Genomic DNA, 20,147 nt, shown 5'->3' with positions numbered 1-20,147 from the left:
TACCAGAATAAAAACTCCTTAGATTCCTTTGAAGTGAGTATCAGACCAGCCTCATCAGTTATTGGTGATGGCATAACGTTAATCGAAGTGGAGCAAAACTGCCTAAAAATCGGTTTTTCGTTTGGCGAAGCTGTTGCCATAGCGTAGGCTGGACTGATTTTTTTATGTATCTTCTTTGCAGCGAAAATAATACTTGTCTTGCTGTGAGTAAACAGAAATTTCTCATTCACCTGCCGTATCTGTGGAAGTTTTTTGGATTTTTGGTGACAGGATTGTCACTAATTTTTAGCACCCTTGTTGTATCTCGCATCCCGCTAATATTTACTGCCATATCTGTAAGAAGCTGTTTAACTTCTAGCAAATAACTGCAATATTTATAGTGCTGGATAGACGGTTGATGTCCACTATCTAACAGCATCAATTCAGTCACAAACTGGGTAGTAAATACTTTCAAAATTTACAACTCCAATTTGATTCAATACTCTGCTTGATTACACCATAATCTGGGAGCCGAATTAATAAGTCTGCGCCATTATTGAGGTTTTTATGCGGAAAATCGCTATTTATGGAAGAGGGGGAGTTGGCAAGTCCACAACAACTCAAAATGTAGTGGCTGGACTCACTGATCTGGATCGTAAGGTGATGGTTGTAGGGTGTGACTCAAAAGCAGACTCCACCCGGCTCCTGTTGGGAGGATTCCACCAGAAGATTGTACTCGACACGTTGCGTAAAGAAGATGATGATGATTTGAATCTAGAAGACTTCCGCCAGGTGGGATGGGGGAAGACACTGTGTGTGGAATCGGGTGGGCCGGAACCTGGTGTAGGATGTGCAGGTAGAGGCATTGTGACATCAATTGGGTTGCTGGAACAACTTGGTGCTTATGATGATGCAGTTACACTTGATTATACATTTTATGACGGTCTAGGTGACGTGGTATGCGGTGGATTTGTCATGCCCATTCGTGAACGTAAAGCTCAAGAAGTTTACATTATCACTTCTGGGGAAATTATGGCAATGTATACCGTCAACAACATCTGCCGAAGTATTCAAAAGTATGCACCCATAGGCGGTATACGTCTGGGAGGATTGATTTGCAACTCTCGCAAAGTCGATGAGGAAGATGATTTGATCGAGGCTCTGGCAGAGAAACTGGGGACTCAAATGATCTACTCCATACCCAGAGACAATATGGTGCAGCAAGCAGAGTTCCACCGCAAGACGGTGATTGAGTATGCTCCTGAGTCTGAACAGGCGCAGCACTATCGCAACCTAGCAATAGCAATTGACCAGAATACAGATTTTGTCACTCCGAAATCTATGTCTAACGATCAGCTAGAGGAACTGCTGGTACAGTTTGGGTTGTTTAGACATCTCCAAACATTAGGTATCACCTCAAGCTCCACAAAGGTTGCAGATTCATTTTCGGAGATACCTCTTGAATAGGACGATGCAGTAGGGGTTATCCCTCATACAAAGTGTCTGGAGCAATTGGCGAACTCTGACTCGAAAAAGCAGAAAAAACTGCGTAAACTTCTTACCACCATTTGAGAAATCGGCGTTCTGAACAACGCCAAAATTCGTCTACCTCATTGAAGGAGGAGAACTCATTATGTTGACCGAAGAGGTTTTAGTCCAAAAATTTATCACCATAGTCAAGGAACGCTGTGCCAAAGTAGGTGAGTTGCTCCAGTACTGCCACGTCGAACTCGTAAACTCTTACTGGGGCTGCCCTCCAAAACTTATACAACATTTTGTTGTTTATTATCCTAATATGCTATTTGCCTCAATTAATGACAACAAAGATGTTTTCAGAGGCGTTGCTCAAGATTTGGGGATATGTCAGGCTGTTTGCATAAATGCCACACGCATTATTCGCGATCCCGCCTCAAGGTTGAAGGAAAAGAACCCGATCTTATGGTTGGAACTCCAGTGGGTGGCAGTACCAACTAAAAAAGGCAATTGGCATCTAGATCAGGATTTACCGCACTCGGACTAAGTTTTTTTTGGTGACGTAGCTTGCTACCGTTGGCGATGACTAGGTTAGCAAGCTACGCTAAATCACTAAAATAGTATCCAAAAATGCAAGTATTTTAGCGATATGTATGCTATGCTTGCAGCAAATAAGCAAAATTGTCAAAACATCAATATGTCTGACAACAAAAGCGGCAAATACGAGAAAACCTTGCGATTGACCCAACAGATTTAAGTTTGTCTGCTGTGGCTTTTTCTAACGGAGATATACAGCCTCATGAAACTGGATGTGAATCTTTGCAATAACCTGAAGTCAATTAGAACTCGCTTGGGTATGAGTCAGCAAGAATTAGCTAATATAGCTGGCGTAACTCGTCAGAGTATTGGTGGTGTGGAACTAGGGCAATATGCTCCTTCTGTTGCTATGTCACTGCGTTTAGCCAAAGCTCTTGGCTGCCAAGTCGAGGACTTATTCTGGTTTGAGGAAGATTTACCAGAAGTTGAGGCAATTCTTGCGGGATCAGTCCCTAAGCAACAGCGATCGCGAGTTAGTCTAGCGCGGGTTGGGAATCAATGGATAGCTTATCCCCTTGTTGGGAATGATGCTTTTCGGATCGAAATGATTCCAGCTGATGGTGAGACGCTTGCAGCGATCTACCCTGATGCTAAGGAACCCGTAAGGGTGGAAGAGTTACCCAGCATCAGCAAATTGGCCTTAGCGTCAGAAGTAGCTAGTAATGAGCGTCAATCGGAGGGTGAAGCACAAAACCAAAACGTTACAAATAAAGTCCTGGTTCGGATTCTGGATGATATAGACAAACTACACAATACAGTTGTGATTGCTGGTTGTACACCTGTGCTTTCTCTCTTGGCAAGAGCAACTGAACGTTGGCATCCGCAACTGCGAATTCATTATCGTTTCGCCCACAGCAAGGCTGCATTGCATAGTCTGTGCAAAGGTGAAGTTCATATTGCAGGAATGCACTTATACGATCCCAAAACTGGGGAACATAACATTCCCTTTGTGCGGGAAGCCTTAACAGGCAAGAGTGCCGTTTTGATTACCCTTGGAGTTTGGGAAGAAGGTTTGTTAGTCCCACCAGGAAACCCAAGGGGAATTAAAACAGTTTCCGACTTAGTAGAATTTGGAGCAACTATTGTTACCCATGAAGCGGGTTCTGGCGGTCAGATGCTTTTAGAACGGAAACTCCAAGAAGAAGGAGTGCCATCCCAGACTGTGAAAGGATTTACCCATATCGTCCACAGCCATCAAGATGTTGCCTTATCTGTAGTCTCAGGAATTGCTGATGCAGGGATCAGTACGGCATCTATAGCTGCTGCTTTTGGGTTGGGATTTATCCCCCTTCATAGTGCGCGATACGACTTGGTGATTATTAAAGAATACTTGGAAGAAGAACCAGTAAAACAGTTCCTCAGTATCTTGGGACATCAGCTAGTGCGATCGCAATTAGAGATTCTCGGCGGCTATGACACTAGCAAGATTGGGGAAGTTGTAGCAAATATTTAAATAATTCGTAATTCGTAATTACGCACGCAGACTCGCTTTTCGCGTCGCTAACGTAATTTGTAATTATTAACCCACGGCTAAAAAATATGTCTTTTACTTTCCACAACTCAAGTTAGCTGCTCTGTCTTTCAATTGCGAATTACTGAAGCAAATCAAAATCACCCAACAAGTTAGCTGATCATGAATCATGACTTCACGATGAATAAACATCCCGTTCACATTAACGATACAACCTTGCGAGATGGCGAACAAGCCGCAGGTGTAGCCTTTAATGTTGAAGAAAAAATTGCGATCGCTACTTTTCTTGATGCCATTGGTGTTCCAGAATTGGAAATTGGCGTTCCGGCAATGGGACAGGAAGAAGCAGAGTCGATCCGAGCGATCGCTAATCTGGGATTAAATGCCCAGTTACTTGGCTGGAACCGTGCTAAATTGTCCGATATCCAGGCATCTATAGATTGTGGTTTGGAACGGGTGCATATTTCCGTTCCCGTCTCAGAAATTCAGATTGCCGCCAAGTTTGGGGGTAAGCAGCAGGTTATGCTGGATCTTCTGCGGGATGCGATTAATTTCGCTTGCGATCGCGGTTTAGCTGTATCTGTTGGCGGAGAAGATTCTTCCAGAGCCGATCCATCTTTCTTACTGGATGTGGCGTATTATGCTCAAGAGTTGGGAGCTTTCCGGTTTCGCTTTTGTGACACTGTAGGAATTCTCGACCCTCTGAACACTTACAGCAAAGTTCGCTCCCTTGTGCATCATCTATTCATTCCCATAGAAATGCACACGCATAATGATTTTGGACTGGCAATGGCGAACTCGCTAGCTGGTATTGAAGCAGGAGCGCGATCGGTTAACACTACAGTAAATGGGATTGGTGAACGCGCAGGTAATGCGGCGCTGGAAGAAATTGTGATGGCACTGAAACACCTCTACAACATCCCAACAGGTATTAATACAAAACGGTTGCTGGAACTGTCACGGTTAGTTGCTAAAGCTGCTAATTGGCCGGTTCCTCCCTGGAAAGCGATCGTGGGTGAAAATACTTTTGCACACGAGTCAGGGATTCATGCTCACGGTGTGTTGCAAAATCCCGGTACTTACGAACCTTTTGCGCCGGAAGATGTTGGTTGGGAACGTCGCCTTGTTGTAGGCAAACATTCCGGTCGGCATCTGATCATCAGTGTGCTGCAAGAACATGGAATCATACTCAGTCAGCCAGAAATTCAATCAGTGCTGGATGCTGTAAAGCATGAGTCAGTAAAAGTTAAGCGCAGTCTCACTGTTGAAGAACTCCTGAGTTTTGTTCCCCAAAGGTGAACTCAATGAGGAGTCGGGAGGGTTAAGAAAGCATCACAATTCCGTCTCTGGTTAGCGATTGCAGTTATTGTACCAATTGCTAGAATATTACCAATTATGTTGGTAATAGCTATGCCGAGAAAAGAGCAAGGATGGATCACTTTTCAATTGTCTCCAGAAGAACGGCAACTTCTAGAGCAGTACTGCAAGCGGTTCCAACGCACTAAGACTGATGTTTTGCGCTCCCTGTTGCGTAGTCTCCAAGGACAATCACTCAAACAGCAGGGAAAGCAGTTTGATCCTGGAGAGGTTGATCTGGACTTATTTTGAGCAGTGGTGAAGAACCGCTATCGGTAAAGCGAGTTGTCTTGCACCTAAACAAATTTGCAATGAGGTTGGTAATCCCTCTGAAATCGTAAAAAAGCGTTCAAGTTCAAAAGTTGGCTATGACAATGACAAATCCTACAAAATTATTGCGATCGCGTGAAATTCGTTTCAATTACGAAATTGATTGGAATAACTCTCAATACGGTTTGGTTAAAGCAAGAGACGCGATAAATCGCCGTCTCTACAATAATCTTCTGCGGCTTGAGGCAAGCTTTTTGATGCAGAGGTAAATCGGTTGTTGATGCTCCAATACCACTTGATGTCCAGGGTAATCATGATTGGTTAATTTTAGTAAAGCATTTTTTTCTACCATGCTTAATTTTGATTCGATTCGTGCCACAGCAATGCAAAAAGTCCCATACAATTGGGCTTTGATCAAAAACCTGCTTTCACCAGAAGCAAGCTTAGAACTAACTGCGAGTTTTCCCCACGAAGAATTTCGCCTGTCGGAGGGAGAGGGATATGGATACTCTTGGGGAAAAATGCTTGCAACTAGCGAGGATATTTCCTTGATGCTCAAATCTAGCGATAATCGCTGGCGAGAGCGGATGGCACAAGGCAGACTTACTTATGACTTGAGACACCTGAGTAAAGTCTGGCGACAGTTGATAGAAGGATTGTGGACAGATTCTTACCGCAAAGCTTTAGCTGAAATGTCTGGGTTGGAACTAAAAGACTGTCTAATGGATATTGGATTTCGTCGGTATAGCTCAGGACAGTTGCATCACCCTCATACAGACGAGCCGAACAAAGTTTTAACTCATCTGCTATTTTTCAATCAACAATGGTCTGTAGATTGGGGAGGCTGTTTGCGAATTCTCAAAGATTCCCAGCCGGAATCTGCCTTCCAAGATATTCTACCCCTTAATGATTCCTCAGTTGCGATCGCACGTTCTGACAATTCTTGGCATACGGTAACTCCGCTTACTTGTCCTGCATCTGAGTATCGGCTAGCCTTACGAGTTGCTTTTTTTCGGAACGATCTAATTTCAGATTTCGGACAAACTCAGCTAGCTGCGTAGCAATTAAGTATTTTTTCTCTACTTTTGTCAGAAAATCAGCCTCCTGATTTTCTGGTTCTTCCTTGTTTTCCTTAATCGTAAAGAAGTGTTCAGGTTCAAAAACTGACTATGACCAATCCTACAGAACTACTGCGATCGCGCTACGGTGAAGTTCCCTTCAATTACGAAATTGACTGGAACGCCTCTCTAGAAACGCTAATAGCCCACCGTTCAGTCCGGTCTTATCTATCTGATCCTTTACCACCAGGAACCCTAGAATGGCTAGTTGCTGCTGCTCAATCTGCTCCTAGTTCAGCTAATATGCAAACCTGGAGTGTGGTAGCAGTTGAAGATCAAGAACGCAAAGCAGAATTATGCAGGCTGGCTAATAACCAAGTATGGATTAACCAAGCTCCCGTATTCTTCGTTTGGTTAGCAGATTTAGGTCGTCTGGCTCATGTTGCTGACACTCGCGGACTAACTCCCGTAGCTCTGGATTACGTAGAACTGTTGGTTAAAGCAATAGTCGATGCTTCAGTCGCAGCGCAAAATGCGATCGTAGCTGCTGAATCTGTTGGTTTAGGAACGGTATATATCGGCGCACTTCGCAAAAGTACTCAAGAGGTAGCTACGTTATTGAATTTGCCACCTTTTGTGTTCCCTGTGTTTGGGTTGTGTGTGGGTTATCCCAATCCTGAAGCACAACCTGTTGTTAAGCCGCGCCTACCCCAGCCAGCTGTATTCCATCGGGAAACCTATAAATTGGCAGAGCAAGATGAGGCGATCGCTCACTATAATGATATCATGAAAGAGTTCTACACTGAACAAAAAATGAATGTCGCTGGTGATTGGTCGCAACATTCAGCTGAGCGAATAGCCACTTTAGACTATTTAAAAGGGTGTAAGGATTTGCGTGAGACTCTGAATAACTTCGGCTTCAAGTTGTTATAAAAGGAGTCAACAGCCAGAAGACGCAGAGAACTCTAAGCATTCAGCGTACCTCTAGTAGTCTGTCAATAAATAATTGATGGATAAATTAAGAGTAGAGACGGCGATTTATCGTGTCTCTTTAACCATCAAAATGAATTTGACAGACTACTCGTCTCAAGTAAACTATACGCTGCGGCGACCAGAAGAGAACTTCTGATATCTGCACCAAAGCTTTTGACACTTCAAGACTCAAAACCCTACACTTCAGTCTCAAAAGATGATTTCGGTGCGTAAGTCTAAGCAATAGATAAGAACTTAGGCACCATGACAAAATTATCTCATTGCGAGTGCAGCATCTCCAATAGAAGCAATCTCAAACCTTAGTTTTCAGTGCGTAAGTCCTAAAATAGACTCGCTAACTTGTCAGATATAGCAATTCTCCTGCTTGAAACCTTTGTACGAATTTGGGGAATCTGAAGGCATTTAAGCAGTCAACAGGCGAACAATTTAATGGGTATTCCAGCGAGCTTTATCTTTCAAAAAAGGGCTGACCTGTAAGAATAGCTCTTTGACTGAGAATTGCTGACCAAAAATGTAGAATTAACCCGCGAAACCAAAGGAACTTCAAACAATGAATAATCTATCTACCAAAGACCTCAACAGACTACGCTCTCAAAGCAAAATAATTGTTAGTCGAGTGGAGATTTTCATCGAAACTTACTTATCAGAAACCTCTCTTGATGAAAATCTGGTTAACGAAACCTTAGAAGAGATCGTCAAAGCTGCGAATAACTTAACAACCGCAGCATCAAAGATGAAAACTGCCGAAACTGCCCATAAACTCAACGGTTCCAAATAGTTTAATAGGGCTGAGTTAAACCCCATAGCTAAATGGGGATTGAATACAGTTCCAAGTGCTGAGTAATCGATGCTAGATACTCAGCACTATTTCAGTTATGGAGATAAATGAATCTAGGCTATTAGGAAATACTATGCTAAAAGGGATAACTTCAAAGTTCAATAACTGGTAACAAAGAAATACAATTGTACGTAATCTGCAATTTTTTCAAGACTTTATTATCATTTCTCTCTGCCTTGGTTTGTTCTGTGTGATGCTCATTCGACTGGGAGATATGTTTTTCTCCTTTTTGAGTCCATTAGATTTACGACAAGTAACATCTGATATCCTGTTCATTTTGATTTTAGTAGAGTTGTTCCGCCTGTTAATTGACCATCTACAACAACAGCGAACATCTGTTACCGCAGCAGTAGAAATTACTATTGTTTCTGCTTTAAGAGAGGTGATTTTACGTGGTGTACTCGAAATTCCCCGTGACCAAATTTTTGGAATAGCTCTATTTCTGATGGTTTTAACAGTAATTATGGTGGCTTTACCTTGGATATCTCGTTTTCTTGAACAGGTCAAAATTGCTAACCCAGAAACAGTAGAAAAAGTGCAACTGTTGCCTAAAAACTCTCTAGCTTCTGATTAATTGTAACCACACATACTATTTGAAAATTAGTTGGAGATCGCAAGTAATTTTAACAAATGTATGATATTCTTTATATATGGAGAATAAAAAGTACAAAGTTCTTCAAAAAAATAAAGTACACTCCAAAACTAGCAATTCTATTTATGAGCTTTGGACATTATTATGCCCTAAGCCTATCTAGTCATAGAAGAGAACAAGGGACAGGGAGCAGGCAGGGCTATTTCATTGCCTAAAACAGGTAAAATTGCAAGTGTTGAGAGGATAAGAATCATGGGTGCTTGTCTGATTGAACATCTGCGGCAAGTAGAAGACTTCAGAACAAGTGATGGTCGAAGACATCCACTATGGTTGGTGTTGCTGTTTGTAATAATGGGCACTATGAGTGGATATGTTGGGTATCGTGCGTGGGGGGATTTCGTCAAACGGCATCGTCGAGCGTTAATCAAAACGTTTGAAATACAAAAGCACGGTGTTCCCTCATACTCAACTATCAGGCGCATAGCGATGGGAGTCGATTTTGATAAACTGGTGACAAAATTTAATCACTGGGCGCAAAACTAGGTTGAAATAGAAGAATCTGAGTGGTGTCGTATCGACGGTAAAAGCATTAAGGAAACAGTCCAAGACTACGAAAAATCATGTCAGAATTTTGTCAGTATCGTAACAGTGTTTGCGAGTAAAAGAGGACTAGTAGTCAATATGGAAGAGATCCAAAATAAGGAAGAGAGGGAAATCGTAGTAGTGCAAAATTTAATTGCAGCTTTGGAGCTAAAAAATGCTGTATTTAGCTTTGATTCTTTGCACTGCCAAAAAAACTTGCCAGTTAATCTATAGACTGTGGAAATAATTACGTGATTGCGGTCAAAGACAATCAGCCAAGGATGATTCCAAAATACGTAAGAGTAATGCCGCTCCCAATTTCTCCATCATTGTTTGACTTCACAGATGGAAAGTAATAACTCGTTCATCAGCATTTACCAACGAGTAAAACCTTTTTCGATAACTTGCTATTCTATATTCATTCCAGTGAGCTTTTGCCTATCAGAATCAAGCTACTCTGTGAAAGAATTCTCCTCATCAGAATTGCTGTTGTTATTGAGAAGGATTTTAAATGCAATCTAAGTTGTTGTAGAAATCAAAAAATTGTCAAGTATTGATTATTAAGCACTAACTAACATATCAGTAGAATACCATGCTTGAGAATCTTCTGAATAACCATAATTTACCGTATCCTGATACGATACATCCCATCATTGTCCATTTTGTGATTGCAATGGTGTTGTTTGCCTTCGTGTGTGATGTCATTGGATACTTTACTAGCAACTACCGTCTTTTTGAGGTGAGTTGGTGGAATATGTTTTTCGCTACAATCTCCATCTTCATCGCCGTTATTTTTGGTCAATTTGAAGCAGGTTTAGCACAACCTTATAACGCAGCTCAACCAGTACTTAATTTACATACGCTCCTTGGCTGGTCACTTGCAGGAATTCTGGCAGCTATTACAGCTTGGCGTTACGTGATTCATTGCCGCACTCCAGAAAAAATATCAGTTTATTACCTAGCAGCAAGTCTACTTTTGACTGTTTTGGTAGGCATACAAGTGTATTTCGGAGATGAATTGGTTTGGGTATATGGATTGCACACTGTACCAGTTGTTGAAGCTATAAAGGAGGGCTTACTGCAATGAACCCTGAAGTTATTGAGCAATTAAAGACTCAGATGGGAGCAAATGGGTTGCCCTACACTATACCCATTCACCCAAATTTAGTTCATCTCACTATAGGTTTGTTCATCCTTGGCATTACCTTTGATTTGATTGGTTCATTCTTCCCTCTACAACAACCAATCTTCAAGTTTTTAGCAGTTCCTGCCACTCGTTCTAGCTTCTTTGATGCTGGCTGGTACAATATGCTAGGTTCGGCACTCATCACAATTTTTACGGTAGCAGCAGGTTTTTACGAAATCATGTTGGCAGAACCCCTGACTGGGGTAAAGAGTACCTGGGGATTAGAAGCTATGGAAACAATGCTTTGGCATGGAGTGGGTGGTGTTTTTCTACTAGCGCTGATTCTTGGGATGGCTATTTGGAGAGGATTTCAGCGTTATATTTGGCGTCAGGATGACAGTCAACAAGTGCAGTGGACTTATTTAGTTTCTGGACTGTTCATCATGTTTATCATGTTCATCCACGGTACGCTAGGAGCGCACTTAGCTGCTGAGTTTGGGGTTCACAATACTGCTGATATATTGTTGCGCTTAGGTAAAGATCCCAACTTACTGCTGAGGTAATCTATGAAAATCCGAAATATTTTGATCTTGAGTGCGATCGCTATCGCCTTAACTGCTGTTAGTCTTTGGATAGGGCAGTGGACGTATTCCTGGATGCCTCCTCAAGCCGCAGCAGAATCGCAGCTGGTCGATAAGTTGTTTAGTTTTTTAATCACGCTGGGAGCATTTATCTTTCTTGGAGTCACAGGAACACTCATCTACTCAGCGATTTTCCATCGAGCAGAGCAATATGATCCCAGCGATGGGCCCCCAATTGAAGGAAATATCACACTAGAAATTGTCTGGACTGCAATTCCTATATTGCTAGTGTTTTGGATTGCCACTTACAGCTACCAAATCTACGAGCAAATGGGGATTCAAGGCCCAATGGAAGCTATGCATCTGCATATTCCAATAGGGATGAAATCGGCATCTGCTGCACCAATTAACGGAGATGCAGGGATAGTTTCCGCCTCCTCGACTTCCTCAACTGTATCAACTGATGCTACATCAAATGTAATCCCTTTTGAAGACATTGAAGTTAATGCCAAACAGTGGGCTTGGGTTTTCCGCTATCCAGAAAAAGGAATTACCAGCACCGAATTACATTTACCCGTCAATCATCGCATCCGTCTAGCAATGCAATCTGAGGATGTTCTCCACGGCTTTTATATTCCGGCTTTCCGAGTCAAGCAAGACATTATTCCCAACCGCAATATTGACTTTGAATTCACCCCCATCCGCATTGGCAAGTATCAGTTAACCGATTCTGAATTTAGCGGTACTTACTTTGCAACCATGCGGGCAAATGTTGTTGTAGAGTCCCCTGAAGATTACAAGAAGTGGCTTGCAGAAGCGGCAAATCGTAAACCATGTACTGCAAATAATCAAGCAGCTTCCGAATATGCCCAAGAATCAAAAGAATTAATCAAAGGCTGGGTTACGGTAGCACCCGCACAAGCCCCTGTAGTTAATTACAGCAATTAGTCATTGGTCATTAGTCATTAGTCATTAGTCATTAGTCATTAGTCATTAGTTATTGGTTTTAGACAAGTGACAAATGACAAGTGACAAAGGACAAATAACAAATGACAAGTGACAAATAACAAAGGACAAAGGACAAATAACAATGACAAATATTTCCGTTGAAGACATTACAGGTGACGCACCTCAACAGGAACCTATAACAGACTGGAAACAATACTTTAGCTTTAGCACAGACCACAAAGTTATCGGTATTCAGTATATTGTTACCGCTTTCATTCTCTTTTTAGTTGGTGGCATATTTGCAATGATCATTCGTGGGGAATTGATTACCCCAGAATCAGACCTAGTTGACCGTAGTGTTTATAATGCAATGTTCACCATGCACGGCACTGTGATGCTATTTGGATGGACATTCCCCATACTTACAGGTTTTGCTAACTATCTTGTACCTCTGATGATTGGGGCGCGAGATATGGCGTTTCCCAGACTCAATGCTGTTGCCTTCTGGATGATACCGATCGCTGCTATCCTATTGATGGCCAGTTTCTTTGTACCCGGTGGGCCAGCACAAGCCGGTTGGTGGTCATACCCTCCCGTCAGCTTGCAAAACCCGACAGGCAACTTAATCAACGGTGAAGTAATCTGGCTTCTAGCAGTGGCAATATCGGGTGTTTCCTCAATTATGGGGGCGATTAACTTTGTCACCACGGTTGTGAAGATGCGCGCACCTGGGATGACATTCTTCCGTATGCCCATCTTTGTTTGGAATGTATTCAGCGCCCAGATTATCCAACTGTTTGGACTACCTGTATTAACAGCAGGCGCAGTCATGCTTTTACTCGACTTAACAGTTGGAACTAGCTTTTTTGACCCCGCCAAGGGAGGCGACCCAGTTCTATTTCAGCACTTTTTCTGGTTTTACTCCCACCCTGCTGTTTACGTAATCATTCTGCCGGTCTTTGGAGTCTTTTCAGAGATATTCCCTGTTTTTGCTCGTAAACCTCTGTTTGGCTATAAGATTGTCGCTATTTCATCACTTCTGATAGCTGGAGTTAGCGGTATAGTCTGGGTACACCATTTATACGTCAGTGGTACTCCAGGCTGGATGCGGCTGTTTTTCATGCTCACAACCATGTTCGTTTCTGTCCCCACTGGCATTAAGGTGTTTGCCTGGACTGCAACGATTTGGGGTGGCAAGCTACGATTTGATACACCGATGCTGTTTGCGTTTGGTGCATTAATATTGTTTGTATTTGCAGGTATCACTGGCATCACCCTTTCCTCTGTTCCCATTGATGTCCATGTCAACAACACTTACTATGTGGTGGGTCACTTCCACTATGTTCTCTATGGCACGGTAACAATGGGGATGTTTGCTGCTATTTACTTCTGGTTCCCCAAGATGACTGGACGTATGTATTACGAAGGCTTGGGCAAGTTGCACTTCTGGCTGGCGTTCATTGGCACTAACCTCAACTTCTTTCCAATGCACCCACTAGGATTACAGGGAATGTTGCGTCGAGTTTCTTCTTATGCCCCAGAGTATGAATTTTGGAATATTATCGCCAGTATCGGAGGATTTCTGCTGGGTGTGTCTACCTTACCCTTCATTCTGAATATGATTGGTTCTTGGATACATGGCGAACAAGCATCGAAAAATCCTTGGCGAGCAATTGGATTGGAGTGGTTAGTTTCTTCACCACCTCCTGTCGAGAACTTTGAGAAAATTCCAGTTGTTATAAGTGAACCATACGGATATGGTAAATCTGAACCATTGGTGGCCGAGCATTAGAGAGCAAGCCAAATGGTTGATTTTTAAACGCATAGGCGCTTCGCCTTCCCGTAGGGTAGGTACGCAGAGGTTCACGCAGAGAGACGCAGAGAGTTTGAGATTAGGTATTACGCGATCGCAAACTACTACTTTACTCTCTTTTCTTGCTCTGTACCTCTGCGTGAGATAAATATATAGGAGTTTCAAGCAATGGACAGTTCCATTATTTCAGAAGAATCAGATCATCTCTCACACGAGCATACCCATGATAAAGAAGGCAGCAAGATGTTCGGCTTCATTGTCTTCCTGCTGTCAGAGACTTTCATTTTTCTCGGTTTTTTTACAGCATATATTGTCTATAAAACAGCAAATCCTGGCTGGCTACCAGCTGGTGTTTCTGGACTGGAAGTCAGAGATCCGGCGATTAATACGGTAATTCTTGTTTCTAGTAGCTTTGTCATCTACTTGGCAGAACGCGCCCTTGCACGCCATGACTTGATAACATTTCGCCAGTTTCTAATGCTTTCGATCGCAATGGGAAGTTACTTTTTAGTCGGGCAAGCGATCGAATGGAGCCATCTTTCTTTTGGCTTTACCACAGGTGTTTTTGGTGGAATGTTCTACTTACTGACAGGTTTCCACGGTTTGCACGTTCTCACTGGCATTTTGTTGCAGATACTTGTTTTTGGTCGCTCTTTCATTCCTGGTAACTACGACACAGGTCATTTTGGTGTAAATGCCACTTCTATTTTCTGGCACTTCGTCGATGTCATCTGGATTGTTTTGTTTGTTCTGATTTATATCTGGCAATGACACTTTGTTGTTAGCCACTTATTGGGCTGCTGGTTATGTAACACCCTTCACTTTGCTCTTGGACAAACTTCAAACGCTAACTCGTGTCGATAAAAACACACGTTAAACTCTGCAAAAAAGTTCATGTGTCCCAGGATTATAGGTGTATCTTTCGATTGAGTCCAGGCAAATGCAAGCAAGACAGGCGAGAACGGAGCAACTTCACCAGACAGCACTAAGCCTCGTGCCTCATTAAGAGCCAAATTTCCACTCAACTGAATAGGAACGGTCTGCTCTTGCCAAACTGCTCCTAACTGTAAGCCAATTTCGTAAGGTAGAACATTAACACTTGCACCTGTATCTAGTAGCGCGATCGCTTCTGTAGAAAGGCTTCCGTTGGTAAGGGTTAAGGGCAAATATGGCATAACGCTCGATCGCCCTTGACTATCGGTTCGCTCTGTGAACAGAAAGCGATGACCATCAAGCATTGGCGGCTCCTTGTGCTGCCACTAGCAGGTCTGACAATGCTTGAATTGCTTCAGGAGTTGCTTGAGGAGACCAGACAACTCCTTGAGTTGATGCCAGTTGATTTAGAAGTGCTTTCGTTGAATCACTCTCTTCAGTATTTTCTAAGCTGTATCCTTCTTCTTTCGCAACTGCAAGCAGGAGAAAGTGGATTAGTCGAAGTTTATCTTCATGACATAGTTGACTGACGGTTGGTAAAATTTCGCCTAGAGCCATATAGCTTATTTTGAGATGATATACGTTTAGTTTAGCTCAGTCAGACATTAGCACTTTCCCACTGAGTTAAGTTAATCCGGGGATGCCTCCGCCAACGCTGCTATTCTTAAATCCATCGTGGACGCACGAACACGTTGCGATCGCTCCAGCATTAAATAATAAAATAGGAGCCGTTACCAAACACTGAATAATTTGCAATAGCAGAGCATATTCACGAATAATGTTAGCATTGCTTGGCGGATAATTGATGAAGTGATGAGTGCCAAATACCTGAAAAAATAGTTGCATTCATTTGTTAAAAGTTGCCTAATTAATGACTTAATTACAATACCAAAGGCGCATTAGATATCCTTGGAATCCTGAGATACCGAACCATATCAGGACATCCCATGAGGGTTGTATTTTGCAACTAAACCAACAGATTTGAAGCAACTATACGATTTATGATCGACAATGTACTCTTGTACCTTAAAAGCCAATGCCGCTCGTATTTAATGTAGTAGATGTTGAAGACAAAGAGCATTACTTGAACTATGAAGAGATAGAGGAAACAAAGGTAGCTGATGAAGGATTACGCAACGATGATTACCTCGATGCTCAATGCTTTTTCGTCCTCCTCAAAAATGGAGATATACTCCTTCTGGAAATGGCTAGACAGAACCAAGTAAGTAAAAATTTCCTTTACCGCTTACTGATGCCAGGAGAATAGCCTCCTTTAATATCTAGGGCTGCCTGGATGCCGACCGTTGCTATTCTTGAATCCATCGTGGACACACGAACCTGTTGCGATCGCAGTCTTTGGTGAACTGCGATCGCATTCCACCAAATATCTCTAAACTACGTCACAACGACTGAAACAAAGCGGTCTAAAGCTATACCAGGAACTTCTGTCAGGTTCTTCTAAAGAAATGCCATGCTGGGCAAAAACTAAGATGTCAGCATCTTGTCAGGAATTATTCTCATCACCAAAATTGTCTGGAAAACAACATAAATATAGTTGCTTTCCTAATCAATCTTGCCTATACTCCTCAATGTAAGCTTTACTTGCCATAGTAAAAAATATTGGCATATAGATTGCTAGGAGAGTGCAATGATCAATCATCGGGCTTTGCGTCATGGCTATTTGGTAATTCTCGTGGCGATTCTTTGCATCGGCTTTGGTAGTATATTCAACCAAGAGCCAACTTTTGGACAGTCTTCAGGAAGTAGAAATGTCATTGTGGCGATGACAACCAGTATTGAGGATAGTGGGCTGCTAGATGATTTAGTTCCGGCGATTGAAAAGAAAACAGGATATAGACTGAAAAAGGTTGCAGTCGGCACCGGACAGGCTTTGGCTCTGGCTGAAAAAGGTGAGGTTGACGCGCTATTCGTCAATTCACCGAAAGCCGAACGCAAAGTTTTGGAGGGTGGAGCGGTGATTAATCGCCACTTGGTAATGCACAATGACTTTGTGATTGTCGGCCCAGATGCAGACAAAGCAAAGATTAGAGGGAAAAAGAATGCTGTGGAAGCATTCAGCCTGATTGCTAAAAATCAAGTATTGTTTGTATCGCGGGGTGATGACTCAGGTACTAACAAACTAGAAAAAGATTTATGGAAACAGGCAAACATCACACCATCTGGAACTTGGTATCAGCAAACAGGTTCAGGAATGGCGGAAACTTTGCAAGTTGCTAATCAAAAACTGGGATATACCTTAGCAGATCGAGCAACCTATATATTTCAGAAGAAAAACCTATCTTTGCCCATACTGGTGCAAGGAGACAAGAAACTGTTAAATCTATACCATGTGATGGAAGTAAATTCTCAGAAATTCCCCAGAGTGAACAGTGCAGGAGCTAAAGCGTTTATTAATTTTGTCTTATCTCCTGAAGGACAGACAATAATTGCAGCCCACGGGAAAAAAGAGTTCAAACAACCACTATTTTATGTTGATGCCGGTAAAACGGAGAAAGATTACGGCTTTTAAAGAAACTTGAGCATTAGATCGTTAAGGGTTGCTTTACTGCATATTTGAGTATTATTTCCCAATTTTTTTAGATATTTGTATTTGTGAATACAATCATCGAAGGAGCTTTCAAAGCTTTTGAGCTATTAAGCAGTGGCGATAGTGACGTTTTCCAAGTCATGACGATGACATTGTTTGTATCTGGAACGGCTACAGCCATTAGCGTTTTACTGGGACTACCATTAGGACTGTGGCTAGCATTAGTGGATTTCATCGGCAAGCAAACTCTGACTAGTTTGATTAACTTCGGTATGGGATTACCACCCGTCGTAGTTGGTTTATTCGTCAGTATGTTTTTGTGGCGATCTGGGCCATTGGGAAATCTGGATTTAATTTATACACCCATAGCTATGATCGTCGCCCAAACCATCATTGCTTTTCCAATTGTTGCTGGCTTCAGTTTTGCGGCAATTATCAGTATTAATCCGAAGCTACGCTGGCGATTGTTATCAATGGGGGCGACACAGTGGCAAGCCAACTGGTTGCTAATCAAGGAAGCACGGTTAGGGTTAATGGCTGCAATCATGGCTGGTTTTGGTCGCGTCATCTCGGAAGTTGGTGCATCCATGATGGTGGGCGGCAATATTAAGGGACAGACTAGAGTTTTGACTACAGCGATCGTTACAGAGGTAGGGAAAGGAAATTACGATGTTGCAATAGCGATCGCATACATCCTCCTCATCATCACATACACCGTAATCGTGTTGCTGACTATCCTACAGCATGACAAGAAAATTTTATGAATACTAACGAGTATGTCCTGAATATGCGACAGGTGAGCGTCGCTAGCAAACCACGTAAGAATATCCTGTCAATTAACAATTTTACAGTCCGTCCAGGGGAACTGGTTGCTGTGATTGGCCCCAATGGTGCTGGTAAAAGCACTTTGTTAAGAACAATCAATCTCTTGCAACCTTACCGTGGTGAGATGCAATTATTTGGAGAGGATGTCCATAATACCAATAAAACATTGTTGCGTCGTCGTTCGGCTTTGGTCTTTCAGGAAACCTTACTACTGGATGACACTGTTTTTAATAATGTTGCTAAGGTATTAAAGTTTCGCGGCACACCAACACACAAGATTAAGCAAAGGGTACATACTGCACTAACAACTTTTGGCTGTGAACACTTAGCAAATCAGTCAGCTCGTTCTCTGTCTGGTGGTGAAGCGAAACGAGTTTGTATTGCCTGCGGTTTAGTTGCTGATTCCGAATTGCTGCTTTTGGATGAGCCTTCTGCCTCTTTAGATGTGGGAATACGTCCCCAGATGATCGAGAAAATTAGACAATGGGCGCAAGCGAGGGGATCGGCAGTTATATTAGTCAGTCATAATTTTACAGATATACTGCATTTTGCCGATCGAGCGATCGCTTTATTTGACGGCTGTATTGTCCAGGATGATAACTTGGAAACTATCATCCGCCGACCAGCTAACGAGCAGCTTGCCAGACTGGTAGGGATAGATAATATTATTCCGTGCCATGTAGAACGGAGTAGCCGTGGAAATTTTATCAAACTTGCAAACGGGATAGAGTTTTTATATCCTGGGGAAATCACAAAACCAATTACTACATGTTGTTTATCTGGCGATACTTTCAATCTTTACGATGCAAGTTCTTCAATGCGACACAAACTGTGTTCGGTAATTATTGAAGGACTAGTAGAACGGGTTTTAAATGGTATTGGTATTTGTAGTATTTGGGTTAAGGTGAGAGAACAAACTTTAATCGCCAGGGTGCCTCGGAATCATATATTTGGCAATGTATATCCCCATGAGATAATTAAACTAGCATTTAATCCTAAAGATGCACATTTTGTTTAGAACAAGAGACGGTTTTATACTAGAAATAGTGGGATAAATAAGAATTTAGTCAGTCCAATTAGCAAAAGACTCTAAAATTTTACACACAACAGTATTTACTTCTTAAAACCATCATCTGGTACAAGCATTTGTTCGGGTTTATGAATATAATCAGCACTCTAACTGGGCAGTCAAAACTGTTTCGATAACACCGGATTTTGATGCAGTCTGAATTAGTGTTGCCGCGACTTTTTTCGCCTGTGAAGCGGTTGACCAACTTCCTTCCATCATCGCAACCACGATCGCACCTTGCACGAGGAGAAGCAGTTGCCTGGCCAACTGTTCGGGTGATGAAACTTCTGCGGCTTGAGCTAGGCTCTTGATGTAGTGGTAGATAGATTGTTGATGCTCTAATGCCACTCTATGTCCAGGGTGGTCAGCATTGGCTAGTTCCACTGAAGCATTAATGAATGCACAACCTCGAAAATCTGGGCCCTCAAACCATTCCCGTAGGGCATCGAATATTGCCAATAGTTGTTGGGATGGGTTAGAAGCTCGTTGCTCAATCGTGGTTTTGAGCCATTCACACCATTGTTCATCCTGTTGTCGCAGCCACGCTTCAATTAATGCATCCTTTGACTTGAAATGATTGTAGAGTGACATTTTAGCAACGCCAGATTCCGCAACAATTCTATCAATACCGACATTGCGAATTCCCTCTCGATAAAATAAGCCTGATGCTGTACTTAGGATGCGATCGCGAACAGATTTACGGTTTGTTTTCGGTTTAGTCATTTTAAACACCAGGTTATTTAATTAATCTGGAAGTTCAATTAAGTTTGCTTTACCCAATTGGTTAAATAGCAAATAATATTATTTATCGATTACTTATTCTATTTTTTGATTCGCCAAAGCTTTGATTTTTTCTGAGGATTTAAGAAAAAACTATCTGTAAATAATAAAAGATTTATCCCAAAAGTGATTGATGAACTGCAAGCAGACCAAAGTCCCCCCGAACTTCAGAACTGCTACCGATCATGTACTTCCACAATCCTCCAGAAACTTGTGGAGCAAGACCATCAGTTCATCAAACAATTGGTTAACTTATGGGATTTGGCTTCATCACTACAGCGCAAGTGCTTGGAGATCCTTTGTGCGTGAAGTGGT

At 42.3% G+C, this 20,147-nt stretch carries 26 protein-coding genes and 1 pseudogene; 22 read left to right on the top strand and 5 right to left on the bottom strand.

From position 1 onward, the window contains the following. Nucleotides 1-226: 226 nt before the first annotated feature. Entirely contained in the window at nt 227-454 is a 228-nt protein-coding gene (locus CDG77_RS35785) for an IS1-like element transposase (protein ID WP_143857102.1), read from the bottom strand. 77 nt (nt 455-531) lie between these two features. Between CDG77_RS35785 and nifH the strand changes: the two genes are divergently transcribed. From nifH to CDG77_RS27615, 17 genes and pseudogenes are all read left to right on the top strand, one after another. Then, on the top strand, nt 532-1,446 hold the full coding sequence (gene nifH / locus CDG77_RS27685) for a nitrogenase iron protein (RefSeq protein WP_223270004.1): 915 nt from the start codon (nt 532-534) through the stop codon (nt 1,444-1,446). A 166-nt stretch (nt 1,447-1,612) separates the two neighbouring features. Then, nucleotides 1,613-1,999, top strand: a complete 387-nt coding sequence (locus tag CDG77_RS27680; RefSeq protein WP_094332487.1) for a hypothetical protein — start codon at nt 1,613-1,615, stop codon at nt 1,997-1,999. A 252-nt stretch (nt 2,000-2,251) separates the two neighbouring features. Continuing rightward, entirely contained in the window at nt 2,252-3,502 is a 1,251-nt protein-coding gene (locus tag CDG77_RS27675; protein WP_094332486.1) for a substrate-binding domain-containing protein, read from the top strand. A 198-nt stretch (nt 3,503-3,700) separates the two neighbouring features. After that, complete coding sequence (gene nifV, locus CDG77_RS27670; RefSeq protein ID WP_094332489.1) at nt 3,701-4,819, top strand: homocitrate synthase; 1,119 nt, start codon at nt 3,701-3,703, stop codon at nt 4,817-4,819. A gap of 111 nt (nt 4,820-4,930) precedes the next feature. Beyond that, nucleotides 4,931-5,071: pseudogene (locus tag CDG77_RS27665) on the top strand (CopG family transcriptional regulator); the annotation flags it as partial. A 173-nt stretch (nt 5,072-5,244) separates the two neighbouring features. After that, nucleotides 5,245-5,415, top strand: a complete 171-nt coding sequence (locus CDG77_RS36860; protein WP_190234080.1) for a hypothetical protein — start codon at nt 5,245-5,247, stop codon at nt 5,413-5,415. An 81-nt stretch (nt 5,416-5,496) separates the two neighbouring features. After that, complete coding sequence (locus CDG77_RS27660; protein ID WP_094332484.1) at nt 5,497-6,207, top strand: 2OG-Fe(II) oxygenase; 711 nt, start codon at nt 5,497-5,499, stop codon at nt 6,205-6,207. Between the two features lie 108 nt (nt 6,208-6,315). After that, nucleotides 6,316-7,137, top strand: a complete 822-nt coding sequence (locus tag CDG77_RS27655; protein WP_094332483.1) for an NADPH-dependent oxidoreductase — start codon at nt 6,316-6,318, stop codon at nt 7,135-7,137. A 610-nt stretch (nt 7,138-7,747) separates the two neighbouring features. After that, nucleotides 7,748-7,975 carry a hypothetical protein gene (locus CDG77_RS27650; RefSeq protein WP_094332482.1) on the top strand — a complete coding sequence of 76 codons (228 nt, stop codon included), beginning with the start codon at nt 7,748-7,750 and terminating at the stop codon, nt 7,973-7,975. A 184-nt stretch (nt 7,976-8,159) separates the two neighbouring features. Then, entirely contained in the window at nt 8,160-8,609 is a 450-nt protein-coding gene (locus CDG77_RS27645) for a phosphate-starvation-inducible PsiE family protein (protein ID WP_223270003.1), read from the top strand. 270 nt (nt 8,610-8,879) lie between these two features. Next, on the top strand, nt 8,880-9,170 hold the full coding sequence (locus CDG77_RS39200) for a transposase family protein (protein ID WP_223270002.1): 291 nt from the start codon (nt 8,880-8,882) through the stop codon (nt 9,168-9,170). A gap of 138 nt (nt 9,171-9,308) precedes the next feature. Next, nucleotides 9,309-9,443 carry a hypothetical protein gene (locus tag CDG77_RS38690; protein ID WP_262985180.1) on the top strand — a complete coding sequence of 45 codons (135 nt, stop codon included), beginning with the start codon at nt 9,309-9,311 and terminating at the stop codon, nt 9,441-9,443. Nucleotides 9,444-9,801: 358 nt separating this feature from the next. Then, entirely contained in the window at nt 9,802-10,296 is a 495-nt protein-coding gene (locus CDG77_RS27635) for a DUF2231 domain-containing protein (protein WP_094332480.1), read from the top strand. Next, a complete protein-coding gene (locus tag CDG77_RS27630) occupies nt 10,293-10,898 on the top strand; it encodes a DUF2231 domain-containing protein (RefSeq protein WP_094332479.1) in 606 nt (201 codons plus the stop codon). The genes CDG77_RS27635 and CDG77_RS27630 overlap by 4 nt, the downstream gene beginning before the upstream one ends. 3 nt (nt 10,899-10,901) lie before the next feature. Continuing rightward, complete coding sequence (locus CDG77_RS27625) at nt 10,902-11,864, top strand: cytochrome c oxidase subunit II (protein ID WP_094332478.1); 963 nt, start codon at nt 10,902-10,904, stop codon at nt 11,862-11,864. A 142-nt stretch (nt 11,865-12,006) separates the two neighbouring features. Beyond that, on the top strand, nt 12,007-13,656 hold the full coding sequence (gene ctaD / locus CDG77_RS27620; protein WP_094332477.1) for a cytochrome c oxidase subunit I: 1,650 nt from the start codon (nt 12,007-12,009) through the stop codon (nt 13,654-13,656). 189 nt (nt 13,657-13,845) lie between these two features. After that, entirely contained in the window at nt 13,846-14,448 is a 603-nt protein-coding gene (locus CDG77_RS27615; protein WP_094332476.1) for a cytochrome c oxidase subunit 3, read from the top strand. 47 nt (nt 14,449-14,495) lie between these two features. Here the strand turns inward: CDG77_RS27615 and CDG77_RS27610 are convergent, their stop codons facing one another. The 3 genes from CDG77_RS27610 to CDG77_RS27600 form a co-directional block, all read right to left on the bottom strand. Then, nucleotides 14,496-14,915: a hypothetical protein gene (locus CDG77_RS27610; protein ID WP_094332475.1), complete on the bottom strand. Its 420-nt coding sequence runs from the start codon at nt 14,913-14,915 to the stop codon at nt 14,496-14,498. Next, nucleotides 14,908-15,168, bottom strand: coding sequence for a hypothetical protein (locus CDG77_RS27605; protein WP_094332474.1), 261 nt, complete (start codon nt 15,166-15,168; stop codon nt 14,908-14,910). Before CDG77_RS27605 ends, CDG77_RS27610 begins: the two co-directional genes overlap by 8 nt. A gap of 66 nt (nt 15,169-15,234) precedes the next feature. After that, entirely contained in the window at nt 15,235-15,456 is a 222-nt protein-coding gene (locus CDG77_RS27600; RefSeq protein ID WP_094332473.1) for a hypothetical protein, read from the bottom strand. Nucleotides 15,457-15,646: 190 nt separating this feature from the next. Between CDG77_RS27600 and CDG77_RS27595 the strand changes: the two genes are divergently transcribed. From CDG77_RS27595 to CDG77_RS27580, 4 genes are all read left to right on the top strand, one after another. Beyond that, nucleotides 15,647-15,877: a hypothetical protein gene (locus tag CDG77_RS27595; protein WP_094332472.1), complete on the top strand. Its 231-nt coding sequence runs from the start codon at nt 15,647-15,649 to the stop codon at nt 15,875-15,877. Between the two features lie 381 nt (nt 15,878-16,258). Beyond that, complete coding sequence (locus CDG77_RS27590; RefSeq protein WP_094332471.1) at nt 16,259-17,140, top strand: substrate-binding domain-containing protein; 882 nt, start codon at nt 16,259-16,261, stop codon at nt 17,138-17,140. 83 nt (nt 17,141-17,223) lie between these two features. After that, nucleotides 17,224-17,922, top strand: a complete 699-nt coding sequence (locus CDG77_RS27585) for an ABC transporter permease (RefSeq protein WP_094332470.1) — start codon at nt 17,224-17,226, stop codon at nt 17,920-17,922. Beyond that, on the top strand, nt 17,919-19,001 hold the full coding sequence (locus CDG77_RS27580; RefSeq protein WP_094332469.1) for an energy-coupling factor ABC transporter ATP-binding protein: 1,083 nt from the start codon (nt 17,919-17,921) through the stop codon (nt 18,999-19,001). Before CDG77_RS27585 ends, CDG77_RS27580 begins: the two co-directional genes overlap by 4 nt. A gap of 150 nt (nt 19,002-19,151) precedes the next feature. On the opposite strand, the gene CDG77_RS27575 is transcribed toward CDG77_RS27580, so the two are convergent. After that, nucleotides 19,152-19,775, bottom strand: coding sequence for a TetR/AcrR family transcriptional regulator (locus tag CDG77_RS27575; RefSeq protein ID WP_094332468.1), 624 nt, complete (start codon nt 19,773-19,775; stop codon nt 19,152-19,154). Nucleotides 19,776-19,965: 190 nt separating this feature from the next. Here CDG77_RS27575 and CDG77_RS37975 point away from each other — a divergent pair. Further along, nucleotides 19,966-20,147 (top strand): hypothetical protein (locus CDG77_RS37975; protein WP_223270001.1); only part of this gene is annotated, 182 nt, incomplete at its 3' end.

It is taken from the genome of Nostoc sp. 'Peltigera membranacea cyanobiont' 213, assembly GCF_002245975.1.
Classification (GTDB): domain Bacteria; phylum Cyanobacteriota; class Cyanobacteriia; order Cyanobacteriales; family Nostocaceae; genus Nostoc.
The sequence above is the reverse complement of the archived record's forward strand: the minus strand, read 5'-3'. Positions and strand labels throughout refer to the sequence as shown.